The 26,878-nt window shown below is 44.9% G+C and carries 24 protein-coding genes, 1 pseudogene and 1 riboswitch; of the genes and pseudogenes, 8 read left to right on the top strand and 17 right to left on the bottom strand.

The window, feature by feature from the left end; all coding sequences use genetic code 11:
• Positions 1-73: 73 nt before the first annotated feature.
• The 5 genes from qoxB to BBA02S_RS09000 all read left to right on the top strand — a co-directional run bounded on the left by qoxB (position 74) and on the right by BBA02S_RS09000 (position 3,542).
• Positions 74-2,017 (top strand): cytochrome aa3 quinol oxidase subunit I, encoded by a 1,944-nt coding sequence (qoxB, locus tag BBA02S_RS09015; protein WP_041095977.1) that lies wholly within the window; start codon positions 74-76, stop codon positions 2,015-2,017.
• Positions 2,014-2,610, top strand: coding sequence for a cytochrome aa3 quinol oxidase subunit III (gene qoxC / locus BBA02S_RS09010; protein ID WP_041095978.1), 597 nt, complete (start codon positions 2,014-2,016; stop codon positions 2,608-2,610). The genes qoxB and qoxC overlap by 4 nt, the downstream gene beginning before the upstream one ends.
• A 1-nt stretch (position 2,611) precedes the next feature.
• Positions 2,612-2,896, top strand: coding sequence for a cytochrome aa3 quinol oxidase subunit IV (gene qoxD, locus BBA02S_RS09005; protein WP_041095979.1), 285 nt, complete (start codon positions 2,612-2,614; stop codon positions 2,894-2,896).
• 352 nt (positions 2,897-3,248) lie between these two features.
• Positions 3,249-3,416 carry a hypothetical protein gene (locus BBA02S_RS20965; RefSeq protein WP_169713109.1) on the top strand — a complete coding sequence of 56 codons (168 nt, stop codon included), beginning with the start codon at positions 3,249-3,251 and terminating at the stop codon, positions 3,414-3,416.
• Positions 3,417-3,542: a small acid-soluble spore protein P gene (locus tag BBA02S_RS09000; RefSeq protein WP_041095980.1), complete on the top strand. Its 126-nt coding sequence runs from the start codon at positions 3,417-3,419 to the stop codon at positions 3,540-3,542. It begins immediately after the preceding gene.
• Positions 3,543-3,629: 87 nt separating this feature from the next.
• Here the strand turns inward: BBA02S_RS09000 and BBA02S_RS08995 are convergent, their stop codons facing one another.
• The 10 genes from BBA02S_RS08995 to BBA02S_RS08950 form a co-directional block, all read right to left on the bottom strand.
• Positions 3,630-4,229, bottom strand: coding sequence for a response regulator transcription factor (locus tag BBA02S_RS08995; protein WP_041095981.1), 600 nt, complete (start codon positions 4,227-4,229; stop codon positions 3,630-3,632).
• A gap of 3 nt (positions 4,230-4,232) precedes the next feature.
• Positions 4,233-5,363: a sensor histidine kinase gene (locus BBA02S_RS08990; protein WP_041095982.1), complete on the bottom strand. Its 1,131-nt coding sequence runs from the start codon at positions 5,361-5,363 to the stop codon at positions 4,233-4,235.
• Positions 5,364-5,510: 147 nt separating this feature from the next.
• A complete protein-coding gene (gene desA, locus BBA02S_RS08985) occupies positions 5,511-6,539 on the bottom strand; it encodes a Delta(5) desaturase DesA (RefSeq protein ID WP_041095983.1) in 1,029 nt (342 codons plus the stop codon).
• A gap of 118 nt (positions 6,540-6,657) precedes the next feature.
• Positions 6,658-7,140, bottom strand: coding sequence for a DUF456 domain-containing protein (locus BBA02S_RS08980; RefSeq protein WP_041095984.1), 483 nt, complete (start codon positions 7,138-7,140; stop codon positions 6,658-6,660).
• Positions 7,141-7,145: 5 nt separating this feature from the next.
• The gene (gene mug / locus BBA02S_RS08975) at positions 7,146-7,676 is read right to left on the bottom strand and encodes a G/U mismatch-specific DNA glycosylase (protein ID WP_041113579.1); all 531 of its coding nucleotides are present in this window, start codon (positions 7,674-7,676) and stop codon (positions 7,146-7,148) included.
• 126 nt (positions 7,677-7,802) lie between these two features.
• Positions 7,803-8,657, bottom strand: a complete 855-nt coding sequence (locus BBA02S_RS08970; protein WP_052475059.1) for a dimethylarginine dimethylaminohydrolase family protein — start codon at positions 8,655-8,657, stop codon at positions 7,803-7,805.
• 87 nt (positions 8,658-8,744) lie between these two features.
• Positions 8,745-11,321, bottom strand: coding sequence for a helicase-related protein (locus BBA02S_RS08965; RefSeq protein ID WP_041113580.1), 2,577 nt, complete (start codon positions 11,319-11,321; stop codon positions 8,745-8,747).
• 597 nt (positions 11,322-11,918) lie between these two features.
• Positions 11,919-12,254 (bottom strand): ArsR/SmtB family transcription factor, encoded by a 336-nt coding sequence (locus BBA02S_RS08960; protein WP_041095988.1) that lies wholly within the window; start codon positions 12,252-12,254, stop codon positions 11,919-11,921.
• A 17-nt stretch (positions 12,255-12,271) separates the two neighbouring features.
• Complete coding sequence (locus BBA02S_RS08955; RefSeq protein ID WP_041113581.1) at positions 12,272-14,008, bottom strand: SulP family inorganic anion transporter; 1,737 nt, start codon at positions 14,006-14,008, stop codon at positions 12,272-12,274.
• Between the two features lie 148 nt (positions 14,009-14,156).
• Positions 14,157-15,341 carry an acetyl-CoA C-acetyltransferase gene (locus BBA02S_RS08950; protein ID WP_041113582.1) on the bottom strand — a complete coding sequence of 395 codons (1,185 nt, stop codon included), beginning with the start codon at positions 15,339-15,341 and terminating at the stop codon, positions 14,157-14,159.
• A 230-nt stretch (positions 15,342-15,571) separates the two neighbouring features.
• Here BBA02S_RS08950 and BBA02S_RS08945 point away from each other — a divergent pair, with 230 nt between their 5' ends.
• The gene (locus BBA02S_RS08945; protein ID WP_041113583.1) at positions 15,572-16,162 is read left to right on the top strand and encodes a dienelactone hydrolase family protein; all 591 of its coding nucleotides are present in this window, start codon (positions 15,572-15,574) and stop codon (positions 16,160-16,162) included.
• Positions 16,163-16,210: 48 nt separating this feature from the next.
• Here BBA02S_RS08945 and BBA02S_RS08940 read toward each other — a convergent pair whose 3' ends face one another.
• The 7 genes and pseudogenes from BBA02S_RS08940 to thiT form a co-directional block, all read right to left on the bottom strand.
• Positions 16,211-17,209, bottom strand: a complete 999-nt coding sequence (locus tag BBA02S_RS08940) for a C40 family peptidase (protein ID WP_041113662.1) — start codon at positions 17,207-17,209, stop codon at positions 16,211-16,213.
• A 59-nt stretch (positions 17,210-17,268) separates the two neighbouring features.
• Entirely contained in the window at positions 17,269-18,354 is a 1,086-nt protein-coding gene (locus BBA02S_RS08935; protein ID WP_041113584.1) for a mandelate racemase/muconate lactonizing enzyme family protein, read from the bottom strand.
• Positions 18,355-18,369: 15 nt separating this feature from the next.
• Positions 18,370-19,533 carry a DUF819 family protein gene (locus BBA02S_RS08930; protein ID WP_041113585.1) on the bottom strand — a complete coding sequence of 388 codons (1,164 nt, stop codon included), beginning with the start codon at positions 19,531-19,533 and terminating at the stop codon, positions 18,370-18,372.
• A gap of 106 nt (positions 19,534-19,639) precedes the next feature.
• A complete protein-coding gene (locus BBA02S_RS08925; RefSeq protein WP_041095994.1) occupies positions 19,640-19,957 on the bottom strand; it encodes a DUF3870 domain-containing protein in 318 nt (105 codons plus the stop codon).
• A 185-nt stretch (positions 19,958-20,142) separates the two neighbouring features.
• Positions 20,143-20,684: pseudogene (locus BBA02S_RS08920) on the bottom strand (N-acetyltransferase family protein).
• A 59-nt stretch (positions 20,685-20,743) separates the two neighbouring features.
• Positions 20,744-24,529: a dynamin family protein gene (locus tag BBA02S_RS08915; protein WP_041113586.1), complete on the bottom strand. Its 3,786-nt coding sequence runs from the start codon at positions 24,527-24,529 to the stop codon at positions 20,744-20,746.
• A gap of 130 nt (positions 24,530-24,659) precedes the next feature.
• Entirely contained in the window at positions 24,660-25,226 is a 567-nt protein-coding gene (thiT, locus tag BBA02S_RS08910; protein WP_041095997.1) for an energy-coupled thiamine transporter ThiT, read from the bottom strand.
• Between the two features lie 70 nt (positions 25,227-25,296).
• A riboswitch (TPP riboswitch) is annotated at positions 25,297-25,398 on the bottom strand.
• Between the two features lie 161 nt (positions 25,399-25,559).
• Here thiT and BBA02S_RS08905 point away from each other — a divergent pair.
• Both BBA02S_RS08905 and BBA02S_RS08900 read left to right on the top strand, forming a co-directional pair.
• Positions 25,560-26,054: a L,D-transpeptidase family protein gene (locus BBA02S_RS08905; RefSeq protein WP_041113587.1), complete on the top strand. Its 495-nt coding sequence runs from the start codon at positions 25,560-25,562 to the stop codon at positions 26,052-26,054.
• Between the two features lie 77 nt (positions 26,055-26,131).
• Positions 26,132-26,473: a DUF3243 domain-containing protein gene (locus BBA02S_RS08900; protein ID WP_041095999.1), complete on the top strand. Its 342-nt coding sequence runs from the start codon at positions 26,132-26,134 to the stop codon at positions 26,471-26,473.
• The last annotated feature ends 405 nt before the right edge of the window (positions 26,474-26,878 follow it).

The raw sequence follows: 26,878 nt of genomic DNA, 5'->3' as shown, positions 1-26,878 counted from the left end.
CCAGCGACTCATCTTCCCTGCTAGTGAATAAAACATTTGTCTAAAGTAACAATTTGGAAAGGAGTCATCCAATATGAAATGGGATGAATTTTTCGTAACCGGCGAACCGATGATTTATGCTTCGATGGTTGCCATCGCGGTTGTTTCGCTGGCTATTCCAATCGGGTTGACCTATTTTAAAAAATGGGGTTACCTCTGGAACGAATGGTTAACGACCGTTGATCATAAACGTATTGGCGTTATGTATATTTTGAGTGCTTTGCTTATGCTGTTCCGGGGCGGAGTAGATGCCTTGTTAATGCGGGCGCAAACCGCTAGACCGGAAAACGGCTTACTCGATGCGCAACACTATAACGAGATCTTTACGACTCATGGGGTCGTTATGATTTTGTTTATGGCTATGCCATTTGTTATTGGTTTAATGAACGTTGTCATTCCCCTGCAAATCGGGGCGCGTGACGTGGCGTTTCCGCGCTTAAATGCCATCAGCTTCTGGCTGTTTTTTGCCGGGGCTATGTTATTTAACATTTCATTCGTTATTGGAGGGTCGCCGGATGCCGGCTGGACAGCTTACTTCCCGCTTGCAAGTCCGGAGTTCAGCCCGACTGTCGGTAACAACTATTACTCTCTTGCTCTGCAAATTTCCGGTATCGGGACATTGATGACAGGGATTAACTTTATCGTTACGATTTTAAAAATGCGTGCACCAGGCATGAAATTAATGAAAATGCCGATGTTTACTTGGTCCGTTTTGATTACAAATGTCATTATTGTGTTTGCTTTCCCTGTATTAACAGTTGCTCTTGCTTTAATGATGTTTGACCGCCAATTCGGCACACAGTTTTTCGCTATGCAAAATGGCGGGATGGATATGCTTTGGGCCAACCTCTTCTGGATTTGGGGACACCCTGAAGTCTATATCGTTATTCTTCCGGCATTTGGTATTTACAGCGAAATCATTTCTACATTTGCCCGCAAGAACCTATACGGCTATAAATCAATGGTTATTAGTATGGTCGCTATTTCAATGCTTTCCTTCGTTGTATGGGCGCATCACTTCTATACAATGGGCCATGGCGTGATGGTAAACAGCGTATTCTCCATCACTACAATGGCCATTGCCGTGCCGACCGGGGTCAAAATATTCAACTGGCTCTTGACGCTGCGGAAAGGAAAAATTGAATTTACTACTCCGATGCTGTACTCTCTGGCGTTCATCCCAATTTTCACAATCGGCGGCGTCACCGGGGTTATGCTGGCGATGGCAAGTGCTGACTATCAGTATCATAATACGATGTTCCTTGTTGCCCACTTCCACTACGTATTAATTCCAGGAACGGTTTTTGCGGTTATTGCCGGTTTCTACTACTGGTTTCCGAAAGTCTTCGGCTTCCGTTTGAACGAGCGTCTTGGAAAACTGTCATTCTGGGTGATTGTTGTCAGCTTTAATGTGACATTCTTCCCGCTGTTTATTCTTGGATTAAACGGAATGACACGCCGGATGTATACGTACTCTGCAAGCACCGGCTTTGGACCATTAAACTTGATTTCTGCCATCGGTGCTGTCGGATTGGCAATTGGGTTCATTATTCTCGTGTACAATATCTACTGGAGTGTACGCTACAGCCCGCGTGATACAACCGGCGATCCTTGGAACGCCAGAACGCTGGAATGGAGCACACACAGCCCGGTTCCTGTATATAACTTTGCGAAAGTGCCAACTGTTGATTCATTAGATGCTTTCTGGTTCTCTAAGAAAAACAAAACACCGCTTGCTGAAGGCGCTTATGAGCCTATTCATATGCCAAGCAACAGCGGCATGCCATTCATTATGGGAATAGCATTCTTCTTTGCCGGTTTCTTCCTTGTATTCAGCTGGTGGCTCCCAGCCATTATTGCCGGATTAGTCATTCTTGGGACAATGGCCTTCCGCACATTTGAGCGGGATCATGGCTATCATATATCCGTTGAGGAAATCGAGCGGACGGAAGAAGCATTGCGAGGTGAAAGAAAATGAAAATAGATCACTCACTTCCATTGGAATATAGTACAGAAGAAAACCGATTAAAGGTTTTAGGGTTTTGGATATTTTTAGGGGCGGAAATTGCCCTCTTCTCCACCCTTTTTGCCGTGTACTTTACATTGGCCAACCGTTATGGAAACGGTCCGAGTGCTAAGGAAATTTTCGAATTAAAGCCTGTATTAATAGAAACCTTCCTGCTTTTAACAAGCAGTTTCACAATCGGCCTGGGTATTCATGCTATGCGGCTTGGATTAAAGAAAGCGATGATGACTTTCTTTATGATCACTCTCGTATTGGGCCTTGGGTTCCTTGGCGTTGAAATTACTGAATTTGTGACTTATGTTCATGAAGGGGCAACAATGCAAACAAGCGCCTTTCTCTCTAGCTTGTTCACATTGCTCGGTACACACGGAGCTCACGTAACATTTGGACTTTTATGGGGAACCGCCATTTTGCTTCAAGTGAGAAAACATGGATTTACTCCTGAAACAGCGAATAAGTCCTTTATTTTCTCTTTATATTGGCATTTCCTTGATGTTGTCTGGATCTTCATCTTCAGCTTCGTTTATTTGAAAGGATTGATGTAATATGAAACAGTTATTCCCACTTCCTCATGTGATGGGATTTGTTTTCTCGCTAATCCTTTCACTAGTTGCTTTAGCTGTTGTTTATTTTGATTTGTCTTATACAGCCGGAATGACGATTTTGTTAATTACGGCTATTGTTCAGGCAAGCCTGCAGTTGCTGCTGTTCATGCATATCGGAGAAAACTCGGATCGTTCTACGCTTTATACAAATATTGCGTACGCCCTGTTTGTAGGTGTAGTGACTATCCTTGGTACCCTGTTTACAATGGTTTGGGGTTATAATTAAGACGAAAAAAACGGTACGCCGGCTTGGCGTACCGTTTTTTCATATGCAAGAGAGACGAATGGTTTTGTACAACCTGTACTTAATCTTCGACAAACACCTCATTTACATGATGTGATTATTGAAAATTCCGCTTCTGGGTTCGTACGATTGATGCCCAAGACCATCACCCCATTGGAGTTTTTTCGTTCCTTGCCTTATTTAGACTATCCTGCGGGGAGAAAAATATACAGGTTTGAAAAAAACTTTTTCCTCCTTCCTTGCTTATGATTCAGCTTATATAAATAAGCAATTGAGACACAATAAGAACAGCACAGAGGCTTCTGTGCCAATACACACTTCGGAGGGATGGATCATGGGAAAAAGAAGCAAATCCAAGCGTTTTGTTAAACAAGGCACAGATTCAGTTTCACAACATGCTGAGCGCTTCCCTTACCGCACGACATACTCTGAAGCAGAAGAACGGCGATTTTCCACTGAGAATACGGCAGATAACCCTGACTTGACACTCGGAGGGGTTTAAATGGGCAGAAATCCCGAAAAATCCAAAAGAAACCAATCCGGACAGCCTAAGCCGCTCAGCGGATCGCACAAAGTGAAAAACAAAAATCATTCCCGGCAAAACAACAACAGCGGTCATGGAATGTAGCTAGCTGCTGTCAAATGACTGAAAAACCTCCGTGTACAACAAGAGCCGTTATGCTTGGCTCTATTGTTGGACGGAGGTTTTTCTTCCTTATTTAAACCAGCCTTTTTCTTTCGATTGGGAAATGGCTTCAATTCGGTTTTTTACATGGAGCTTATCGAAAATGGTTGAAATGTAATTTCTAACCGTTCCATTTTTGATTTTGAGCTGATCGGCAATTTCTTTCGTATTCTTCCCTTCAGCGACAAGCGCCAATACTTCTTTTTCCCGTTCGGTTAACGGGTTTTCCTCACTGTAGAAATCGTCCATTAATTCCGGTGCGTAGATGCGTCTGCCGGACATAATGCTGCGAATGGAGTTTGCCAGTTCTTCGCTGGGGCTGTCTTTCAGTAAATAACCGCTCACCTTCGCTTTTAAGGCGCGCTGAAAGTAGCCGGTGCGGGCGAACGTTGTCAAGATGATGACTTTACATTCAAACCCTTGCAATTCTTCCGCCGCTTCAAGACCGCTTTTTCCAGGCATTTCAATATCCATAATGCAGATGTCCGGATTCAGCTGCTGAACGAGGGCAATCGCCTCTTCTCCATTTGATGCTTTGCCAACCACTTCTATGTCTTCCTCCAGACTGAGGAGAGAGCCTAGAGCTCCAAGAAGCATGCGCTGGTCTTCCGCAATCACGATGCGAATCATGGTTTATCTCTCCTTCTCTCTTTGTTTTACATCATTAGGCACGGTGATAACAAGTGTAGTGCCGTGGTCGGAATGAATATCCAAATAGCCATTGACAAACTCAAGACGCTCCTTCATTCCTAACAAGCCATTTCCATTTTCGAACGCTGTATCCGCCGCCAGTCCCTTTCCGTTGTCTTTTACTGTAATGTGTATATCTTTGTCAGATTGCTCGATTTTTACCTCACATTGAGTAGCGTGACTATGCTTTACGACATTAGTAATCGCTTCTTTTAGGCACATGCTTAAAATATTTTCTAAAAACAAGGAAACATTCACTAATTTCGGTTCTTCATCACTGATAAATTCAATGTGTGCCGCCTGCAAAAGCTGTTTAACAAGAACAATCTCATCCTTTAAACGGATGCCCCGCATGGAAGAAACCATTTTTCGCACTTCGTTTAAGGCCGTACGAGCGGTTTGCTGTACATCCTTTAGTTCGGCTCTCGCCTGTTCTGGATTTTTGGCAATTAACCTTTCTGCCAGGTCGCTTTTTAAGCCGATCAGTGACAATTTTTGTCCTAATGTATCGTGCAAATCGCGCGCAATTCTTTGCCGCTCTTCCATTTTGACCAGCTCGGAAATCCTGTCGTTTGCATCGCGCAGCTGTTCTTCCAGCTGCTCTTGCTTTTTGCGGTTATAAACGGTGAAGGGCAGCAAAATAACGCTGATCCAAACGATAATAATAAAGGGCAGCTGCCTGACAAACAGGTCGCTTTGAAGGACAAGATGATAGTTGAAAGAAACGATCGTACTGATTAAGTGAATGACGTAAAGCGTGATAAAAGCGATCCGGTTTTTGATATTGCCATTATAGTAGGCGATATAAAAAGCAAAATAAGGAAATTGAAACAAAATGGTCATTGTAATCGAGATAGCGATAAGAATGCAGGTCCATAAATAGACCGGCCATTTTTTCGATAAGAAAGCTAACCGATAAGCAATAAAAAATAAAATCGTGAGTGTAATCCCCACGAAAATCTCAACCGTTGAGGACGACTGGAAAATAAAATAAAAGGGCAGCAAACTGAGGACGCTCCAGATATATGGTGAAATACCAGAGCTTCTCTGAAAAGCCCGCTGAATTCTTTGCATCATAAAAACCTCGTTTTTCTATCTTTTTTTCAGTATAAAGGAATTTTCTTCACTAGTGAATTGTTCGCCTGTTGAAAAACCATGTTTTCGCCCGGTCCAGTTTATCGGACGATGGGTGAAAACATGGTTTTATCTGTTTGACTTTATTTACAGTTGTAGGGCTCTCTTTTCTTTTCCGCGCGCGCGCGGTTCTCTAGCAGCACGGAAGGTGATGAATTTCTCACTTTCTTCATCCCACAAACGGAATCTTAAAGAGCTTAAGCTTGTTCTTAACGTAATCGTTGGCACATTTTGCAAAGGAAGTGTCTGATTGTGCGCTGCTTCCAGCTGATAATTAGGTACACGCGGGCTTAAATGATGCACATGATGAAAGCCGATGTTGCCTGTCAGCCACTGAAGCGGCTTTGGCAGCTTGTAAAAAGAGCTGCCCTCTACGGCGGCTTTCACATAATTCCAGTGCTCATCTTCCTTAAAGTAAGAGTCTTCAAATGTATGCTGTACATAAAAGAGCCAGACACCGGCTGAACCGGCAATAAGAAAGATTGGACCTTCCACAAGAAGAAAAGCTTCCCAGCCGACAGCCCAAATGAGCAAGGAAACGACAGCCGCAATGGCTGCATTCGTAAAGTACGTATTGAACCGTTCATTCCAACGGGCTTCTTTTCGATTAAAGCGATTTCCAATCAGAAATACATAGATCGGGCCTAAGATAAACATGACAAAGGGGTTGCGGTACAGGCGATAAGATAATCGCTGCCAAAAAGATGCTTCCCGATATTCATTCACTGTCATCACCCAAATGTCTCCTGTTCCGCGCTTATCAAGATTTCCGCTTGTCGCATGATGAACAGAATGGCTATGCTGCCATTGATTATATGGGAAAAAAGTTAAGATCCCTGTAATGGTCCCGACAATTTTATTAGCTTTTCTGCTCTTAAAGAAAGAGTAATGACAACAATCATGGAAAATAATAAATATCCGTGTCATAAAGCCGGCCCCGACAGTTGCTAAGGCGAGCGTAAGTAAGTAAGAGACAGACAGGCTTTCATAAGCGAGATACCAGATAAGACAAAAAGGAAGAATTGTATTCACTAATTGCCTAACACTGGCGGCCGTATTGGCTTTTTCATAAGGCGCTACTTGTTTGCGCAGCCATTTTGAATTTTCTTTGTTCATGTAGTTGATCCCTTTCCTCTTATAGTTCTGTTCTTTCATTATAAGAGGAAAGAGGAATACTGTGCAGTAGCACCCGTCATACTCCGTATATGACAAGTGTCATATACGGACGAATTTTTTAAATAATGGCATCGATAAAGAACCAAATGACCATAATAACTTGAATGATTAACTTAGCGATTGTGCCGCTTAAAAAGCCGATGAATGTAGCAAAGCCTATCGTCAGCGCTTTTTTAGCATCTTTTTGGATCAAAAGCTCCGTAACAACGACAGCGGCGAACGGCACAAGCAAAATGCCAAATGGCGGAAAAACAAATGAACCGGCAATGACAGCCAGAGCGGCTACCCTTTCCCCCCATTTGGAGCCTCCATATTTTTTAACAAAATAACTGTTGGCTAAAATGTCGGCCACAATAATTAAAATCGTAAACGCCGCCATCGCCAGCCAAAAGACAACGGATAATTCTTCATGATTGATGCCAAAATGATAAAGCAAAAACCCTCCCCATAAAAACACGATGGAAGGAATAATCGGAAAGATTAACCCCGCAAAGCTAATAATAAATAAAAGAACAATGCCGATCCAAGCGGCTGTTATCATGATGCTCACTCCTCCTTTTGTTTTGATTGCAGTTTACGAATGAATAGAGAGAGTTCCTTGTATATAGCGACAATGTCCTCCATCCGCATCCGGACAAGACCGCTTGAAGATGGGGCAACAAAGTCGAGAACGCCGGGGACGACAGAGGCAGGCTGCATGCCCCAAGCTGCTTCTTTTCGCCCGCTGTATTGCTGGTAGACGCCTTTGCCGACAAAACAAACCACTTGCGGTTGATAAGCTGCAATCTTCTTCTTTAATTCTAGTCTGCCCTTATTGTATTCTTCTTTCGTAATTTCTTGCGCACTCTTTGTCGGCCGTGCAACAATATTGGTTAAACCGTAGCCGATAGACAGGAGATCGGCATCTTCTTCGGGACGGAATCTTCTTTCTGTCAAGCCCGCTCTATGCAGGATCGTCCAGAAACGGTTGTTCGGGTTCGCAAAATGATGGCCGGTTTCACCTGAACGGAGACTGGGATTGAATCCGACAAACAGGACAGTCAAATTTTCTTTTAGATGGTCTTTCACAGGTTCCACGTTTTCACTTCCTTATTGTTATGTGCCATAAATTAAAGTCTTTGCACTTGTTGTATACGTCAAATACGTCAACTGGTTTCAAATAATAAAATCCGAGTGCTTCTAGCACTCGGACTTTTCCTTTGATTAGCCGCGCCGCAATGGCAGTGTGCAGCACCGAAAGGATCCACCTGACTTAATAATTTCAGTAATGTCCGCCTCAATGACTCGGTATCCCCGCTCAGCCAGCTGCTCGTTCACCCTTTTGTTGACCGGCAGACTGAATACCGTTTTGCCGCCAATGGAAAGAACGTTTGTGCCAAGAGTGAACTGTTCCTCCTCTGACACTTCAATAAGACGAAACCGGGAAGCTAAAAGCTCCCTTTCCCTTTTTCCCAGCGCCTTAGAAAAGATCAGCGCTTCATCTGGGGATAAAATATTAAAGACACAGTCTAAATGCAAGTATTTCTCATCAAAAGGAATAGAGAGCACTTCATAGTCCGGCAGCCGGAACTGCAGCTCAGCGACTGCTTGATCATCCGTCCGGCTGCTGATCCCGGCATAAACGGTGCGGCCGTTTATAAGGATATCGCCGCCTTCAATGGAGCCGCTTGTCAATGGAGAATAAGAAAGGCGGGCTTGTCTAAGCCAAGTTTTAAGAATTTTTTCTTCCCCCTGGCGAATATCCGTTGCCATGCTGGAAATAAACACTTGCTCTCCGATGGTAAAACCAATATCGCGAGTAAACACCTGCTCAGGGTACCGGGGATCCGGCGGGAGTTCAATGACTTCCACTCCGTGCTCCTGAAGCAAGCGGGAGAATTGCCGATGCTGCTTCAAGGCCCGCTGACTCTCGATATTCTCTTCTTTAAACTGCTCTTGCGTTTCGTTAATTACTTCCTCTATCGCCATATACTGCGGCTGGCACAATACCACTTTTTGCAGCCGCCCATACTCGCTGCCGCAAGTAAGCGGCTGGCTTTGCTTTGATGCAATAGACATAATATGTTCCTCCTGCAAACCTAGTGTATATGCTATTTATTCCCCAAGAACAGCAAAGAATAAACAACTCGGCCCTAGAGAGGAAGACTAACGGAACCTTTTTTTTCGGTTGTATTTTTTCTTGCGTTTAGAAGCGTGACAATCATCACAAATGGGATATTGAAAGTGAGAAGGCAACTTTTCTCCGCACCTTTTACACCGCTTGGCTTTCCCTGTTTCTCCTGCCTGCAAGTGCTTATGGACCTCATCACTAATTGTTTGGCGGAGCCGCTCCCAATAGATCGCCTCCGTTTGCCGGCCAAGCCGATATAGAAAGAGAAGATGAAGGCCAATAGCTTTATAAGAGAGCTCTAAATCCTCCAGCGTACCGGTCTTCACAATAGGCTCGGGCAAGTCCCGGCCATTTACAATCGCTTGCATTGTGGAAACCCATTGCTTTGTCATTCCCCAATCCTTTGTAGAAAAAGGAAGATGCAAAAAACCGTACAAGTCAGTCATTGGCAGCCGTGCTTCTATTTCACTCCCTTCGATGATTTCATATAAATAACGCTCTTGAGAAAGCGCTGCTTTTTTTGTTCCTTTAGGGCTTTTAAATCGCTGCCAAAGTTCAAAGAAAGTTCCCAGATCGCGATAATACCGCTGAAAGCGTTCAAACACAGCTGATGTCGGTGCGATGGCAAATGTCCGGACAGGCTCATCCTCTTTCTGAAGCAGCTCCATCATCTTTTTGACATCAGTCATAAAAGCCACCTTTCCGACAGGATAGATGCCTTTCCGTCCGGCTCTCCCAGCGATTTGTTTGACTTCCTGGGAAGTTAACAGTCTTCTTCTCGTCCCGTCGAACTTTTCATTTTTGAGAAAGACAATTCGCCGGATCGGTAAATTCAGCCCCATGCCAATGGCGTCTGTAGAAACAATGACAGAGGTTTTTCCCTCGATAAACTGTTTCATTTGTTTTTTTCTTGTTTCCGGCGGCATGCTTCCATAGATCATACTGACGGAAAAACGATTCTTTTTCAGCCGGGCGGCTGTTTCCAGTACTTCCTTTCTTGAAAAACAAACGAGTGCGTCCCCTTGAGCTGTATCCGCTAATTTAAATGGCGCGGATTCGACTTGCAACGGGATGTCCCGGCTGTACTCGCATAGTTCAAACTCGTTGTCGCCGAGAAGCTGGATAAGCATTTCTTTCATATTTCTGCTGCCAATAATATGCACTTCAGCGGCACGCGCGCCGGTAATGGCTTTGTACCAGGAAAATCCCCGATCTTTATCGGCGATCATTTGCGCTTCATCAATCACGACTACGTCGTATAATTCTTTTTCATAAAACATTTCCACGGTACAGGAGAAATGCTGAGCATTCGAATGAATCTTTTCTTCCTCCCCTGTTTTTAGCGAGCATGGCACTCCGTCTTTATTGAGCTTTTCGTATACTTCAAGAGCCAGCAGACGCAGCGGAGCGAGATAAAGCCCGCTTTTTGCTTGTTTCATTCTTTGAAGTGCCCGGTGAGTCTTTCCGGTATTGGTTTCGCCGATATGCAATATGTAGCGGACGTTCCGTTCTGCCGGAGGATGATACGCCTGGCCGAAAATGTCTTCAATCTGACTTTCCTCTTCTTCTTGACGGCGCTTCTCCTCTGCCTGCTTTTCTGCTTGTTTTTGCTTTCTTTCGGCATATTGCTGCTCGTACAGTTTCTTTTGCTCCGCTTCGTCATATGGCAAGGAGGCAATCGCAAGAAGGTGACTGAGACGTTCTGTTGTTAATTCCTCAAAAAAATCCCATACTACCCCGGAGAGAAGGTAATCTGCTGTATCGTGCAAGTGATCGGCCGTCAATTCTTGGTCATTTGCTTGCTCGTAGCGCTCTTTCAGCTGTTCCGGAATCGCCTCTAAAATTTTCTGGGAAACGGTATTGAACACATATTGGGAAGTGTACTGTTCATAGACGGAGGAATATGTCTCATATTCAAATTCCCAATGCCAGGTTTTTTCAATCCGCCCGGTTAATTCAGTGAAAAAGTCTCCGGCTGTTTCATAGTCTTGGGGATCAAACACCCCATCCTCTATCAAGGCCTCCTCAAGGGCTGATGGATCAACAGGATGGAAACGCATTTGTGTCCGCAAGTCTTGCTGCAGGCGGTTCGCCATACAGTGCCTGAATAACAAGTAGAAGGCTTTTTTGTTTTCTGCAATCGCCTGGTCTGCCGCTGTTTCAATGAAACAGTTGATTTCCTCCTGTTCTTTTGCCCGCTGTTTTGCTTCTTGTTCAGATAAAAAGTGTGCGCGGGCTTTTACATAGAGAGCTTGCCACTCTTCGGCGGAAAGCTTCGCGTATTTTTCATGCAGCCATTGCTCGGTATCAAAGGGCTGATAAGTTCTGATTTCGTTTCGGAACAGCTGATTGATCAGCTTTCGGGCCACATCTTTTGTCACGAAGCTTTTTTCTCTCAAAAACGCCCGTTTTTCTTTGCTGCTCAGTTCATTGGAGGCTTTGTTTAGCCAGATATTTAACCATATTTGCTCGATATATGGTTTGCGTTCCTGCATATACTCTTCCAACGAAGGAGCGTGTTCATGTGTCCCCAAATAAGCGAGGAGATCTTCGCAAACCTTCTGTTTAGTATGGGAAAGTGCGTGTGCATAGACATCGGAAAAGTGTTTCATGATTCTTTCCTTTCGTGTTGTTTATTTTAAATGTGGAGAACAATAAAAGAGGAAGAAATCGTTCTTATTGGCAAATCTCAAACGTTGGGGTATAATCTAGGAGAAAACACATATTTTAAAGAGACCGTTTCGATGCTGGACACATCGAAACGGCTATGCAATAGCAGGTCCCTTTTAGGAGATCAGCATCTAACATGCTAAAACCGCCGGAGCCAGGTAAACTCAAGGGCGGTTTTAGTCTTTTTTATGGAATGACAAAATTGATATGACTAAGCCTGCAAAAGCAATTGCAAACATCAGTGTTTCAAATGTTGTCATACGGCCCCACCTCCCTCCTTGTCCGTTGGAGGAGTGCGCCGACCACCCTTGAGAAGCCTATTCTATTGCTGTTTCCATTATAACACATCTAGAATTAGAACACACGTTCCTAATTGGTATTTTTTAAAAATTCTTATTAAGCCGTCCGGCTGTCTTTTAACATAGGAAAGCCGTCTTCGTTTTATGTCTATTATGAAGCATGTTCATGAAAATTAACCATTAGAAAAGCTCCGGAAGCTACATTGCCGGAGCTTTTCTTTGCAGCTGCATAGCTGCGATTTATTTTTTTTCCCCTTCGCTTAATTGATCCAGCATGCTCATTGTATCAATTAAATGATTATTAAAAATCTGGCGGGCAATCGTCAGTAAATCCATAATCATAGGATCTCTTAACGAATAAACCACGCGATTGCCATCCTTTGTGCCGTATACGATATTCTTGCTGCGCAGCACACTCAATTGTTGGGAAACAGAGGAACCTTCAGAGCCGATGGCTGTCTGAAGTTCATTCACATTTTTATCTCCCTCCGCCAACAGCTCTAGAATGCGTATGCGCAACGGATGGGAAAGAGCTTTAAAGAAATCGGCTTTAAACTGTTGCAAATCTGTATTCATTTCTTTTCTCCATTCTTTTAAGCTAAAAGGCCTTTGTCGGTCTTGGTCTCTTTTTCATTGCCAATAGAAAGTTCCGCGCATTCGTGAAAAGCGGATTGTTTGCATCCCAGGCATTTATTTTTATTTAACTTAGTCAGGGCAAAAGTGATCGCTTCCCCGGTATGCGAAAAGATATGTTCTGCTCCGATAAGATCAAGCAGTTTCGTTCGTTTGATAACTTCTGCGGGCTGAGGCTGCATGCCTGAGAGCAGGAGGAGCCCGCCTTGCTCGCGAAAATCCTTTAGTATGTCCGCTAAAATTGTTTCTCCGGTTGTATCCATATATGGAACCTTGCTCATTCTTAATATTAACACATTTGGCCGGTAATGGATGGCTTCCATGATTCTATGCTCAAACAACTGGGCAGCTCCGAAGAAAAGCGGACCTTCCACTGTGAACAGGCTGATTTGCGGACAATGATGCCCTTCTTCGATGGCGGCTGGCCGGACCTTTTTGTCTTCAGGATCAGGCAGCACTTGTTCAATTTTAAGAGAAGCGCCCATCCGTCTGACAAAAAGAATAAGCGATAAAATCAATCCGGCTTCTACGGCTATTGTTAAGTTGGCAAACACTGTAAGAACAAAAGTCGTGCATAAAATAAGCGAGTCGCTCGTTTTTGTCAGTAATATGCGCGAAAACTCTTTGCGCTCGCTCATATTCCAGGCAACTCTCATTAAAATAGGCGCCATGCTTGCTAATGGGATAGCAGAAGCATAGGGAGCAAAAAGCACTAACACGAGCAGCACAGCCAACCCATGAACGACGCCTGACACAGGAGACACAGCCCCGCTTTTGATGTTTGTTGCGGTTCTGGCAATGGCTCCTGTCGCAGCAATTCCGCCAAATAAAGGGGTAATCATGTTGGCGATTCCCTGTCCCGCCAGCTCCCGGTTGCTGTTATGCTTTGTCCCGGTCATTCCATCTGCTACAACTGCGGATAATAAAGATTCAATCGCCCCAAGAACAGCGATAGTAAAAGCCGGCCCAAGCAGCATATGCACCTTTTCGAACGTAAACTGCGGCACCTGGAAGCGGGGCAAAGAGTGAGGGATTTCACCAAAGGTAGAAGCGATGGTTGCTACCTGTCCAGGAAAGAAATAAGCCGCTGCAAGGCTTGATGCAAGAAGACCTATCAATGGGCTTGGAATTTTCGGAAAAAATTTAGGTGTAACGATCATAAAGAAGAAACAAATCAGAGCAGTTGTTATACTATATACATTCATCGTATCCAAATGGATCATAATTTCTTTCATATTGGAAAGGAAGTCTTCATGCTGCTCAACACCACGCAATCCAAAAAAGTTGGCGATCTGTCCGCTGAAAATAATCACAGCAATCCCTGAGGTAAACCCAATAATGACCGGTCGGGGAATGAACTTAATCAGCCCTCCTAATTTAAGCAAGCCCATTAACAGCAGCAGCACGCCGGCCATGAATCCGGCAATTAGCAAGTTTTGATACCCGTAAGTCATAACGATTCCGAGCAGAACAGGTACAAAAGCTCCTGTCGGACCGCCGATTTGATAGTTAGATCCTCCGAAAATAGAAATCAGAATCCCTGCAATAATTGTCGTATAAATGCCGTACTCCGGTTTTACCCCGGAGGCAATCGCAAAAGCCATGCCAAGCGGCAATGCAATGACTCCTACAATGATGCCTGCGAGCAAGTCTTTACGGAAATGGTCGGTGGAATAGCTGCTAAAAGAACGCAACATCTTACTCAACGAAACCCCTTCTTTTCTTTTGATTTGTATATTCAAATATTTGAATATACAAATATTATATAACAATAAAATGAATTGGCAAGAATAAAAAAAGACCTCATCTAAGATCTATGAGGTCTTTCCAGCGTTTGGCCAAAAGTTATGGATGTTCAAGTACGACAGCAATCCCTTGTCCCCCGCCAATGCAAAGAGAGGCCAGGCCGTATTTGACTCCGCGCTTCTTCATTTCAAGAGCAAGTGAGTAGGTGATGCGTGTTCCGCTTGCGCCAACCGGATGACCGAGTGCGATCGCTCCGCCGTTCACATTCACTTTTTGCGGATCCAGCTCCAATTGCTTCATTACAGCGAGGGACTGGGCGGCAAATGCTTCATTGAGTTCAATGAGACCGATGTCTCCCCAGGTTAAGCGGGCTTTCTTTAGTGCCGCTTCACTTGCCGGCACAGGACCAATTCCCATTACATTCGGATCTACACCAGCTATCGCCCACGCCCGTACTCTTGCCAGCGGCTGGATGTCCGGCCGGCTCGATAAGAATGATTCAGAAGCAAGAACGACTGCAGCGGCTCCATCATTAATTCCGCTTGAACTTCCAGCAGTAACGGTTCCTTCTTTAAGAAAAGCCGGTGTAAGCTGGCTGAGCCCTTCGAGTTCGGCAGCTTGGCGGATATGTTCATCCTGTGAAATGGTTTTTTCACGCTTCTTTTTATCTGTATAAGAAACAGGCACAATTTCTTCGCTGAAACGGCCGGATTTCTGAGCTTCTCTCGCCTTTTGATGCGATTGCCAGGCAAACGCATCTTGCTCCTCACGGCTGATTTCAAATTTTTTCGCCAAATTTTCTGCCGTTATGCCCATACCGCAGCCAATATACTCATCTGTCAACGTTGACCACAGCATATCATCCAACGGCGGCGGTCCGGACGGCGAGCCGAACCGGGTGCCGCGCAGCACATGCGGGGCCTGACTCATGTTTTCAGTTCCCCCGGCGAGGGCAGTATGGGCGTCTCCCAAAAGAATCGTCTGGGCGGCGGACATCATTGCCTGCAGTCCGGAGCCGCATAGCCGATTTACTGTCAGTGCCGGCGTTTGCTCAGGAATTCCGCTCTTTAGCCCGATATGCCGAGCTAAATAAGCCGCTGCTTTTGTCGTATGAATGACATTGCCAAACACAACCTCTTCCATTTCTTCTGGCAACAGCGAGCTTCTGGTGATTGCCTCTTTGGCTGCTGTTACTCCAAGGTCGATATCAGTTACCCCTTTGAGCCCTCCTCCAAAAGCGCCGAATGGCGTTCGGGCTCCATCAATTAAATAGACAGCCTGCATGATTCATCCCCCTATCCTTGATTTCTTTCTTACTATAACACAAAATGAATGGTTATTCACTTTTGGAGAATAGAATGAAAAGATTCAAAAAGAAGATTTAGTGAGAAAAATGTGAAACCAATCTTTATATCCTGCGTATCCTTTTGTAAAGTGCGCTGCTGTTATTCAATGGAGCGAAATTCATCATTTCTTAACGGCGCTTTATATTAAATATGAGAGAGGCAAGAAGAATGACGAAACGAGATAAAAAGCAAGAGACAGCCATTATTGTTGTCCACGAAATTTATGGAGTGAATGAGCATATGAAAAGCTTCTGCAGGTTGTTAGCAGAACAAGGATTTACAGTGAGCTGTCCAAACTTGCTTAAGCGGGAGTCTCCGTTTGAATACGCTGAAGAAGGAATGGCCTATCGTTATTTTATGGACCATGTCGGTTTTCAACAGGCGGCAGCTGCTGTGAAGAGCCTGCTGATAGATATGAAAGAAACCTATCAAAAAGTCTTTATTATTGGATTTAGTGTAGGCGCAACGATTGCCTGGCTATGCAGCGAGGAAAGAGCGGCAGATGGCATCGTCGGTTATTACGGCTCCCGCATTAGAGATTACACAGGCATCGCGCCCGAATGTCCGGTTCTCCTGCTGTTTCCACAGGAAGAGCCTTCGTTTAGCGTCGATGGCCTCATTCAGTCTCTTTCGCAAAAGAACGTAACCATACATAAACTTGCCGGTCAACACGGATTTGGTGATCCATGCTCCTCAAAGTATCATATGGAAGCAGCAGAAACGGCGCTTCATAAAGTGATCCATTTCCTCGGCTCCTAATTCTTTAACAGCAAAAACGGCCATCCGAGATGGAAGGCCGTTTTTATTTTATTGAAGATAGCGGCGTGCGCCGGCATATTCCTCGCCGTAGCCGGATGTTTCGATAGGATCAATCCGCACATGGGTAGAGCTGTTTGGAGAGTGAATCATACGGCCATCTCCAACGTAGACAGCTACATGATGAACTTTGCCTTTCCCTTGATCATAAGCAAAGAAGAGAAGGTCTCCCGCCTGCAGATTTTCCCTTTCTACCGGCGTGCCATGTTTGGCCTGCACCGAAGAATCTCTTGGTATGATGATTCCATTGGCATGATAGAGTGTATAGGTAAATCCGGAACAGTCAAACCCGAACCCTGACATACCTGCCCATAAGTATGGGAGGTTGAGAAATTTTTTGCCGGTATTAACGATATCCTGACCAGTAGGCGCAGGGATCTCTTGTTCAGTTTGATAGATAGCGGCATCGTTCTTTTTCAGCCATTTTGTGCCGTCGCTAGGCGTGGCGACAAGCACCTCGCCTTTCCATTCTTTGATGACTGGAAGTCGTGTGTTAAAGCTGACTTCCATGAATGCTTTTTTGCCTTTTTTGTCATTGTAAAGCCAGGCTGTCGGAGAAGTGATTAAGGCAAACGGGCGATTGAGTTTCTTTTCAAAGCTTTTTCCTGCTGTCAGCTGGGCTTTCGGCATCCACCCGGGATAGCCTGTTTCGTTGCGGGGCGTCGGCTGATTGTGAACAGCCACCTTGGCCCAGTCGCCTTTTTCTTCAAGCAATGTTACTTTAGAGCCGTATAAGGCTTGCGTTTCCAACTTTCCGACGAGATCCAGCTTATCCTCATACGTCATGCTAGCTGTCCATTTCCTTAAATCGACCGGATTGGTGGCAGAAGGCTTATCCACTTCTTTTAATAAATCCGGTGCTGTCCATAAGGTCGCGGCGGATACATCCACATAGTAAGTATCTGCTTCTTTTGCTTTTGCCTCTGCCGGACTCATGGCCAGGAAAAACAACATTCCCAGAGCTGCCACGGCGATAGACCATTTTTTCATCATACTAACGATTCATCCTTTCCCGTATTTATTTGGCCCTGTTAGATGAACGGAGCCATTTATTTAAAAGGAACATTTTCTTTCCTTTTAATCCCCAGTCCTGGCTCATTGCCGAGATGAATCGTATCTCTCTCATAGGCAATGCCTTCAAAGCTTTCCTGCTTGATCCACAGTGGCGCATCCAAGTCAATTTTTGTGATGTTCGGATGCGCAACCGCCAGATGGATGGCTGCCGACACACTGACGATGGATTCCATCATGCTGCCAATCATGCATTCAACCTCTGCTGCTTCCGCCATATCCGCTATTTGCACCGCACGGCGGATTCCCCCTGTTTTCATTAATTTAATATTTAAATAGTCTACAGCTTGCTCAGATAACAGTTTCATTGCGTCAATTGGAGAAAATAAGCTTTCATCTGCCATGATGGGCGTTTGGACATGTTGTTTAATTTCTTTTAGGCCGGCAATGTTGTAAGCCTTGACCGGCTGTTCGATCAGTTCAACATTCAATTGCTTATCTTCTAATTCTCGAATAATCCGAATCGCTTGGCTGACTGACCATCCTTGATTAGCATCCACCCGGATCACCGCTTGATCACCGACCGCGCGGCGGATCGCGCTGATTCTTTCTGCATCCTTCTCCCAATCCTTCCCGGCCTTCACTTTTAAAATCGAAAAGCCGTCTTGAATCGCTTTCAGCGCATCATTCACCATATCCTCTTTGTCAGCCACACTGACTGTCATATCATTGCGAAGCTCGTTTGTTTGCCCGCCGAGCAATTCATACAAGGGGATGTCCCAATAGCGGCAGGCCGCGTCATAGACGGCAATCTCTACAGCTGCCTTGGCGCTCGTGTTACCTGCGCATGATTGCTGAATCCTTTTGGAGAGCGCATGGAACTGGGTAATTTTTTGCCCGATGAGCTGCGGGGCAATGACTTGTTCAATCACGCTGGCAATTCCCGCTGTTGAATCGCCTGTAATAGCCACTGTCGGAGCCGCAGCTCCTATTCCTGTAATGCCGTTTTCAAGATGAATGACAACAAATATATTGTCAATTTCTTTTGCTATGCGTAAAGCGGTTTTAAACGGTTTGACCAAAGGGAGTTTTTCTACGAATATATCTAGTTTGCGAATATACATGATGACATCCTTTCCTTAAAATGCAGATAAAATATAAGAAGTTAAAATACCGTAGTAGGTGCCGAGCAGACTGCCGAGCACAGCCATTAAAATGCCCACCGGAATCAATGCCCGGTTGAATGCCCCTGCTAAAATTGGAGCTGAAGCTACGCCGCCGATATTGGCCAGAGAAGCAACACCCATTGTAAATAAATCGAGCTTAAACACCTTAGCCAAAATCACCATAATTAATCCGTGGAAGAACATGATCATAAATCCGGAAATAATGTACACAGGCGCTTGGAACAATTGCGAGAAATCAGCATGTGAGGCGATTAAACCGATCACGATATAAAGCATGACTTTTGAGATTTCCATGGAGCCTGGCAGCTTGCCTACTTTTGTCATGGCTAGTATCAGGCCGACAGCAGAAGCGATAATAATCGTCCAAGTCGTTGCATTGACAGCCGCCCCAAGTTCAGGAAGAACCGTACCTATTTTCGTCGCTGCCGCTGAAACAAACAAGCCAAGCGCAAGAAATCCGATAAGTTCAACGAAGCCGATTGGCTGTTGGCTGTTGCTTTCTTCGGCTTCCAGGTGAGCGGTAATTTCATCAATATAAGAAGTATCCGCCTTCGTCCATTTGTTGAATTTCATGGCAAACGGCACAAGCCAGAACAAGAACATTACCCATACAGAATAATTGACAGTATCCATAATTAAGGCGTAGCCAAAAATATTTTCAGGCACGTCTAAAATTCCTTGAAGGATCACCATATTTGCCGATCCGCCTGTCCAGCTGGCGCTCAGCGCAGAAAAAGCTTTCCATGTTCCTTCCGCGTAAAACCCGCGAAGAAGCGCATAAGTAATCGTGAATCCTCCTACAATGCTGAGCGATGCAGCAAAAAATGTTAACAGCATTTTCGGGCCTAAACGGACGATTTTTCTTAAGTCACAATGAAGCAGCATGAGCATCAGCATCGCGGGCAAAAGCAATCCGCGCACGGTTCCGTAAGCGTTTTCAACAGATTCACTTGCAGAAAAGAGGCCGAACGTTTTCATTAAAGCGGCACCGATATAAATCAGTACAATCCCGGGCACGTATTTAAAAAACTTGCCCCCAATCTTTTTCTCCGCGATCGCAATTACAGCTGTAAATGCGAGCAAAAAACAAACAAACATCACACCATCTTGAATCATCTATTCTTCCTCCTTTAAAGAAAGTTTAAAAAAATAAAAAATCCAGCTGCCAAAGGACGTCCGCCCTTTAACAGCTGGATTTCATATGCATAAACAAATGAAGCAGCTAATTGTTAATAATTTGGTTGTATTTAATACAGGCGTTTTTAAACGCGACAATTAAAGCTTTTTGTGACGCACCGAAATATCGGTTCTCAATGTCGGCAACAATGTCCTCAAATTCCATCATGGACCGCCCGTTAAAGATGGATTGGACGAATTGAGAGGTTAAGGAAATAGTAGAAGAGCATTCCGCCTCTATAATCTTATGATTCTTCCGGTCGATGACAAGACCGATAAAGTAAGAATTAAATTGCTGCATAATTGGATTGTTAGAAGCTGTTTTGCTGTCTCCAATCACATAAATCGTATCTTTATCAAACACGGATGTTCCTCCTGCCATTCGGATATTACGCGGGGCATTCGCATGGTTTGCATGCAAATGTTCATCGTAATAAGGATGGTATACTCATCTTAATATATCTGCCTGCCATTTGCAATATTAAAAATATTGAGTTTTGGAATTTACTAGTGAAAAAAATAAAAGCAGGACCGCTCGATGATTTCCCCTTATCCGTTAAACCTTCCCATCACCACAGTATTATAATAGTTCCCATCTGAAAGAATTTTGTCCTTTTGCAAGAGGCCCTCGATTTGAAAGCCGCACTTCTCATACAGGCGGATCGCTTTCTCATTTGTTTCTAGCACGTGCAATGTCATTTTTTCAATGTTGTTGGCATCCGCCCAAGCGATCGATTCTTTCAGAAGGTTTTTTCCGATGCCCCTTCCCCAGTAGTCTTGCAAGATGCCAACCCCGAATTCTACCTTATGGGCGAACCGCTTTAAATGATTGCCTTCACACCTCGAAAATCCGACAATTTTGCCGCTCACAACTGCTACTAAAAACAAGTTTTCTCGTTTTCTATGTCTGATTGAATGAATCGTTCAAAGCCGGCCTTATCTATAAAGCCTTCTCCCTTTTCTCTATCAAGGTTTTCTGTTTCGCCGTCAATCTGGAGCCGTATATCAGATAATGCCTGTGCATCATTATGCCGGGCGATTCTGATGGTGTAGCATGTGCCGTTGGCAAAAAATTGTTTTTCAATGTCCATTTTCTCTTCCTTTCACATACATGTACGGGAGATGCTTGAAGAAAGCAGCATCAGCTCATTCAAGGGAGCTGATGCTGCAGTTCGTTCAGCAGTTGTTTATAGTATCCGGCATTCGATGTTTCCGACAAAGCCGCCAGTTGTCCGGCTGCCTGCTCTTTGATTTGCGCCTCTGCATCTGTCTTCGCTTCTTCAAGAAAGCGCTGGTAAAACGGCAGCAGAATGGCTTCCATGCGCTCCTGTTCCTGCCGGATATATTCATGCACAGGCGGAATCAGTTTCTTTTCGATTTCATCTCGTATTTGTTTATTTCCCCCTTCTGCAAAGAACTGTACAGATGTTTTATATTCTTTAAACAAGGAAGCGAACAAGCCGGAATGCACCTCATGCAGCTCCGGCTCAAAAGAGATACCTGGAGCTGTGTCGGCCTTTGTTTCTTTCAAGTACACCCCTGGCAAGAAGGCTCCTGTTTCCTTTTCAAGCGAGCGGTAAAACCGGCGGCTGCCTTTTTGCATAAAGGCCTGCAAGCGAAAAGCTGTCGTCCTCATTTCACGAGCCAGTTCAGCAGCAACAAACCGGATTACTTCATTGGTCATCCGGTGCAGCGCCGTACGCATATCATCAAAGGAATCAAAAGCAGCCGGGCTGAAAATGACCTTAAATTCATCGTTATAACGATAAAACAAGCGTTGTCTGGCATAGAATAACAGTTCTTTGATTTCTTGATGGAAGGCTTCATATTCTGCCGTGACGAGCCGGCCTTCTAAGTAAGACAGCGCTGCAGATAATTGACGGGACAGCTCGCGACGCCGTTCTTGCTTGATCACTTCATCCGTTTCGGCAAGCTTAATCCGCCGTTTTAATTCAAGGATGCCTTGATTGGCATCCGCCTCTGCCTGATGCAAAACAGCAGCAGCCAGAGCTTGTTTGGTGAAAGGATAAAAATGCTGTTCGAATAAAGCGAAGCCTGACAGTTCCAGCACCTCTTCCTTTGGAAGACGTTCTGCTTCTGAAAGTGCCAATAAAGATTGGTACCGCTGTTTTTCGTCTGATGTTAAAGAGTGAGCCGCTTCTTTTTTTGCCAATAAAGCGAGGTGGCTCGATACCGGATAAATGCGTGCTTGTTCAATCCCGCAGTGCAATAAATTTTGCTCAACATGACGAAGCACATCCTGCAAGTCGCTTTTCTCTGTGGCAAGATCAGCTGCGTTAACGATAAAAAACAACTTATCTTTGCCAATAAACTCTTTGACCTGTCCAAGCTGAGTCAAAAAGACTTGATCGGCTCGCGAAAAGGCATGATTGTAATAAGTAACAAATACGATCGAATCAGCGCTCGTTATATAGTTGAAGGCCATTTCAGTATGACGGGCATTCATGGAACCCGCACCGGGCGTATCAACAAGTACCATTCCTTGCTCGGTCAGCGGTGAAGCATAATACAATATGATCCGCTCAACAAAGCACGCTTTTTCTTCCACACTGACAAACTCGGTATACGTATCAGCGTTTTTTACTGCTAGCTGCCCGAGCAGCGGCTGGATCTCCTTATAGCCGGAAAGAGCGGCGCGCAGGAATGAAAATTGTTCCAGCGGCAATGCAGCAAGCGGACTAAAGTCTTCTTCCGGTTCTTGTTCTTCGTTTTCCCCATTTCCTTGCCTCTTGTTCTCCGCCCATTCGTCATGCTCCCGCAAAAGCAGCTCCAGGCTCTCCAAGCTCCCAACCGTTTTTCCGCTCAATTCCAGCGCCTGATTAATATCCTTGAGGAGCTGTTCCTCTGTTTTGAACAAGAGCGTGACAGTTTCGTGAGGATGTTCTTTATCGGGCGCACGGATTTCATTGATGGCTGCGGTGGTGGGATTGGGCGACACAGGAAGCACCCGTTCACCTAGCAAGGCATTGGCAAATGATGACTTGCCGGCACTGAAAGCTCCAAATAAAGCGATCGTATATTCGTTCTTCTCAAGCCTGGCAATCCGCTCATTCAGCTTAGTGATCTTTTGCTCCATATGGCCGGCCTTGAGCAGCAAGCGGGCTTTTCTTTTAAGCTCTTCTATCTGTTTTTCCAAGCCGCCATAGACAAGAGAAACCTCCTCCGACCGGCTCAGCCATTCCCTGGCTACTTCACCGATAGAGACCACTTGCTTTCGTTTTGCCCCTTGTAGTTGCCCCCCCTTCTTAAACGCCTGAAATGGTTTTTTCTCCGCTTTTTCCGTTCCACGCACCGCCAGTGTGGAAAGCAGCCTGTTGTACAACTCTTTTTCTTGCGCTTTTAACTGCTCCCGTTTTTCCCAAGCAGCTATTCTTTGGTGAATGTCTTTCTCCTCTTGGGTAAGCAAAATCCGTTTGCTGCGGTTATTTTCCTTCGCCTGCGCTTCCAGCGGTTCAATGATCCCAGCGAACGCTTGTCGATATAAGCTTCTCAGTTCATTTGCGATGTCTTTGGCATAATTCAGCACATAATCATCAGTAAGCATCGCTCCGCTTTTTACAAGCTTCACAAGCAGCTCGGGAGAAAAGTCAACCTCACATCGGCGGATTTGCTCCCGCAGTTCCTCCGTCAGCACATCAAATGAGCTTAACAGCTGAATGAGGTCCTCCTTTAAGGGGATATCAATATAGGAAACTCTATTTTCATTTAAAGTTTGAAACAGCTGCTGCAGGCGATGATCTTTTTCTTTTTTGGTTTTCTTGCGTGAAAATAAGCCGCGCACCTGAAAGGAAAGTTCCCGGGATTCTAAAAATTGCCGCACGAAAATCCGGGCATAATAGTCAAGCAGCTTGGCATTGTAAAAAACCTTCGCCAGCGTTTGATCAAAGAGAGGAATAAAAAGATGATCGCGTTTCTCTATGGCTTCTTTCCGTTCCTTCCATTCCCGCAGCTCGTCTTGAAGCTGCTGAAAAGAAGAGACTTCCGCCAGCTGCTCATCATACTGATCAAGCTCTTCCCTGCTTTTTTCCCGCTGTTTATCGAAAAAATCCATCGCTGCCATCAGTGCTTCCTGCAGAACATGAACTGGAAGCTGCTGCCGGCGGTCAGCCATCTTTCCGGATAAGAAATCCTTCAATTCGTGGATCTGATTATAAGGGTGATTCTCCTCCTTTAAGGATGTGAAATACAATCCGTTGTACGACAGCTTATGTTCAGCGAATGACTTGTGAATGCGGCTTGAGAACTGGGAAAAAGACAGCTCACTGGCGATGTGCTTATCGATTTGGTTAATAATGAAATAGTTTTCTTTTCCTCTTTCTGCCAGATATCGGTTAAATTCAAAATTGGCCGGCGATTGCACGTGGTTATAATCCATCATATAAAAAACAAGATCAGCCAAGTGTAATTTCGACAATGCGCTAACCCTGTGGGCGTCGTCTGTTGAATCAATGCCTGGGGTGTCAAAAACGGCTACCCCTTCTGGAAGCTGGCCTGTACGCTGGGAAATGTCTACTTCTTCAACAGCATTCCCATTCACACAATAGGCCTGAATTTCATTGATATCATAAGGATAAGGGAACCTCTGGCTGCTTCCGTCTTTAAAGAAAACCTTGGCGCAAGGCTCTCCTTCTTTCACTTTGACAATATTAGCGCTTGTAGGAATTGGGCTCGACGGGAGCAAATTTTCTCCTAGCAGCTCATTAATCATGGAGGATTTTCCGGCAGAAAAGTGGCCGTAAAAAGCAATAATGTACTCTATATTTTCCAACTTTTCTATGAGTTCAGCACAGGCATGAGCATTCGTCTGATCGTTATACTCGGAAAATAAATGATGAAGTTCCTTTAGTTTTGGCAGCAGCAACGCGCGGGTAGGCCTTTGATTAGCAAGCCATTTTTTTAATTGGTCAGTCAGCATAAGTCCCCTCCTCTCTGTGTTCAATCTTATTATTTTTATTGTACCGGAATAAATAAACAATTTCAGCTTGTGTCCTTTTTTCGCAAAAAAACAGAAGCTGCACTAGTCAGCTTCTGTCTGCCGTCATTTATTAATAACTGGCCGAGCTGCTTCCAATAGAAGCAGATTGTTTATAAAAGCTCGGCGCGGTCTTTTTCAAAAATACTAATATCGCTGCTGTGATTAACATTTCCGGAAGCAAATAGGAAATGTTATACAAAAAAGAATATACAGCGACTGGCATTTCCTTTGGTGCAGCACTGCCGAACCAGATGATGCCGGACATAAAATGGCAAGCGAGACGCAGGGACGTTCCCAGCAATAAGCCGGTGAAAATCCTTCCTGTTGTAATCGGCTTATGAAAAACTGCAAGCCCTCCGATTCCAAGCACCGCGTAAGCGAGAGGATAATCCAACACAAGCTGGACCGGATGGACGACATAGCCGCCTGTCAGCAAGCTGATGATCCCGGCTAATAGCCCTGTAACCAAGCCGGCCTGCCAGCCGCGGCGAAAGGCCATTACAAAGATTGGCACCATGATAAGTGAAATCGAGCCGCCAAATGCCCACAGAGCGCCGAATTCTACTTTGCTTAATATAAACGATAGCCCCGCCATAATGGCAATTTCGATCATCGTTATCAATTTGTTTCTTTCCATAAAAAAGCCCCCTTCTATTATCCAGAGGGGTGTACGGATACAACAGGCTCTTCCGTGTAAAGGAATGTTGGCTGCATCTGTCACACGTTCCCTACGCTGGTACTAACCAGATCAGGTTCATAGAGTTGAGGACGGCTCCTCTCTCAGTCTAACGACACCCCTAGTGGACTTCTATGCTCTTACTATAGCACAAGTGCATCAAAAATGAAATATCAGCCAAATATCGTGATATCGTCAAAGAAGCTTCTATTTGCGTCTATCTGCTCCCCTCCGGTCATATACGTAAATGAACAGTAAAGAACCACAAAAATATAGACAAAATTAGGTGAGGCTATGAATCACGTTGTTAAACGCGGGGAAACGCTGGCTTCAATTGCCGCTGATTACCGGATTTCTGTCGCTCGGCTGCTTGCGGCTAACCCTGGAATGAGCTCTTATTCTCTAGCACCCGGGCAAATCATTCGCATTCCCGGTCTTTCCCCGCCCGCTTCTCTTCCTTATTCGATCCGCGTTTCCCTGTCGCAGCGGCAATTAACCTTACTGCATCACGGAACTGTTCAAAAGGTCTATCCCGTGGGGGTAGGCAAGATGCTGACCAAAACCCCGACAGGAGATTTTGTCATTATTAATAAAGCGCCGAATCCGGGCGGCCCATTTGGAACGATGTGGATGAGCTTATCCAAAAAGTCCTATGGCATTCATGGAACGAATAATCCTTCCTCGATCGGCAAATTTGTTTCCAAAGGCTGCATTCGCATGTACAACCGTGATGTGGAAGAACTGGCTCGAATCGTTCCGATCGGCACGCCTGTACAGATCCGGCCGTAAGCTAGCCGAAATCATCCGTCTGATGTTTGAAAATGGATCAAGGGGGGCATAACGAAACAGTAAAGGAGGAATGACGGATGACAGAGAAAAATCACGCAATTCACAAAGATGGAGAACTGCAGCCAAATAAAGTGGATGATGCCCTTGAACGGATCAGCCCTGAAAGAATGGACAGCATTCTTGAAAATTTCCATTCCTTCAAAGCTTACCTGAAGAAACGAATAGAACTAGCTGAAAAAATCGGTTTAAATGAAGAAGAGCTGGCGGTTGCGGCAGAAAAAATTGCCGGGTATCTTGCTGAACATGCTGAGCCGAAAAACAGAGAAGAAAAATTGCTTCAAGAGCTGTGGAAGGTCGGCACGAAGGAGCAGCAGCATCAGCTTGCTCATATGCTCGTGAAATTTGTCGATGAGGAATAAAGGATGACCGAAAAATCGGGTATCTATTCTACGGCAAAAGAGGTTCGGAATGATCTCATTCCGAACCTCTTTTCGTTTGTTAGGTGATTTTTAAGTCATTCGGCAGAAAGATAGACCACTCCAAGTCGATGCTTGGGCAGCCTGCTTCCTAGTACAATTCTTCCACCCGGTCATAAATAAAAGAAAAATCAGCCGCTGCCTCCATTTTAACAAACAGATGCTTTTCTGGTACAAGCTGATCTATAGTAACCCCTTCTATTTTATCCCGTTGGCTGGGATGATGTTTCGAAAGCTTCTTTCCCACCCCAAGCATTTGATCGATTTATTTTCAAACAGGCATTGTTATACGGATATACTAACTTTGTCCACTCTGTTGATTGAAATGGAAGGCGTGCAGACTCCTGC

The organism is Bacillus badius NBRC 15713 (genome assembly GCF_001591605.1).
Lineage (GTDB): Bacteria > Bacillota > Bacilli > Bacillales > Domibacillaceae > Pseudobacillus > Pseudobacillus badius.
The sequence above is the reverse complement of the archived record's forward strand: the minus strand, read 5'-3'. Positions and strand labels throughout refer to the sequence as shown.

Bases quoted from the DNA above. Each gene is read 5' to 3' on its own strand.
- qoxB (WP_041095977.1), top strand. From the start codon at position 74: ATGAAATGGGATGAATTTTTCGTAACCGGCGAACCGATGATTTATGCT.
- qoxC (WP_041095978.1), top strand. From the start codon at position 2,014: ATGAAAATAGATCACTCACTTCCATTGGAATATAGTACAGAAGAAAAC.
- qoxD (WP_041095979.1), top strand. From the start codon at position 2,612: ATGAAACAGTTATTCCCACTTCCTCATGTGATGGGATTTGTTTTCTCG.
- BBA02S_RS20965 (WP_169713109.1), top strand. From the start codon at position 3,249: ATGGGAAAAAGAAGCAAATCCAAGCGTTTTGTTAAACAAGGCACAGAT.
- BBA02S_RS09000 (WP_041095980.1), top strand. From the start codon at position 3,417: ATGGGCAGAAATCCCGAAAAATCCAAAAGAAACCAATCCGGACAGCCT.
- BBA02S_RS08995 (WP_041095981.1), bottom strand. From the start codon at position 4,229: ATGATTCGCATCGTGATTGCGGAAGACCAGCGCATGCTTCTTGGAGCT.
- BBA02S_RS08990 (WP_041095982.1), bottom strand. From the start codon at position 5,363: ATGCAAAGAATTCAGCGGGCTTTTCAGAGAAGCTCTGGTATTTCACCA.
- desA (WP_041095983.1), bottom strand. From the start codon at position 6,539: ATGAACAAAGAAAATTCAAAATGGCTGCGCAAACAAGTAGCGCCTTAT.
- BBA02S_RS08980 (WP_041095984.1), bottom strand. From the start codon at position 7,140: ATGATAACAGCCGCTTGGATCGGCATTGTTCTTTTATTTATTATTAGC.
- BBA02S_RS08970 (WP_052475059.1), bottom strand. From the start codon at position 8,657: ATGTCTATTGCATCAAAGCAAAGCCAGCCGCTTACTTGCGGCAGCGAG.
- BBA02S_RS08965 (WP_041113580.1), bottom strand. From the start codon at position 11,321: ATGAAACACTTTTCCGATGTCTATGCACACGCACTTTCCCATACTAAA.
- BBA02S_RS08960 (WP_041095988.1), bottom strand. From the start codon at position 12,254: ATGAATACAGATTTGCAACAGTTTAAAGCCGATTTCTTTAAAGCTCTT.
- BBA02S_RS08955 (WP_041113581.1), bottom strand. From the start codon at position 14,008: ATGTTGCGTTCTTTTAGCAGCTATTCCACCGACCATTTCCGTAAAGAC.
- BBA02S_RS08950 (WP_041113582.1), bottom strand. From the start codon at position 15,341: ATGCAGGCTGTCTATTTAATTGATGGAGCCCGAACGCCATTCGGCGCT.
- BBA02S_RS08945 (WP_041113583.1), top strand. From the start codon at position 15,572: ATGACGAAACGAGATAAAAAGCAAGAGACAGCCATTATTGTTGTCCAC.
- BBA02S_RS08940 (WP_041113662.1), bottom strand. From the start codon at position 17,209: ATGAAAAAATGGTCTATCGCCGTGGCAGCTCTGGGAATGTTGTTTTTC.
- BBA02S_RS08935 (WP_041113584.1), bottom strand. From the start codon at position 18,354: ATGTATATTCGCAAACTAGATATATTCGTAGAAAAACTCCCTTTGGTC.
- BBA02S_RS08930 (WP_041113585.1), bottom strand. From the start codon at position 19,533: ATGATTCAAGATGGTGTGATGTTTGTTTGTTTTTTGCTCGCATTTACA.
- BBA02S_RS08915 (WP_041113586.1), bottom strand. From the start codon at position 24,529: ATGCTGACTGACCAATTAAAAAAATGGCTTGCTAATCAAAGGCCTACC.
- thiT (WP_041095997.1), bottom strand. From the start codon at position 25,226: ATGGAAAGAAACAAATTGATAACGATGATCGAAATTGCCATTATGGCG.
- BBA02S_RS08905 (WP_041113587.1), top strand. From the start codon at position 25,560: ATGAATCACGTTGTTAAACGCGGGGAAACGCTGGCTTCAATTGCCGCT.
- BBA02S_RS08900 (WP_041095999.1), top strand. From the start codon at position 26,132: ATGACAGAGAAAAATCACGCAATTCACAAAGATGGAGAACTGCAGCCA.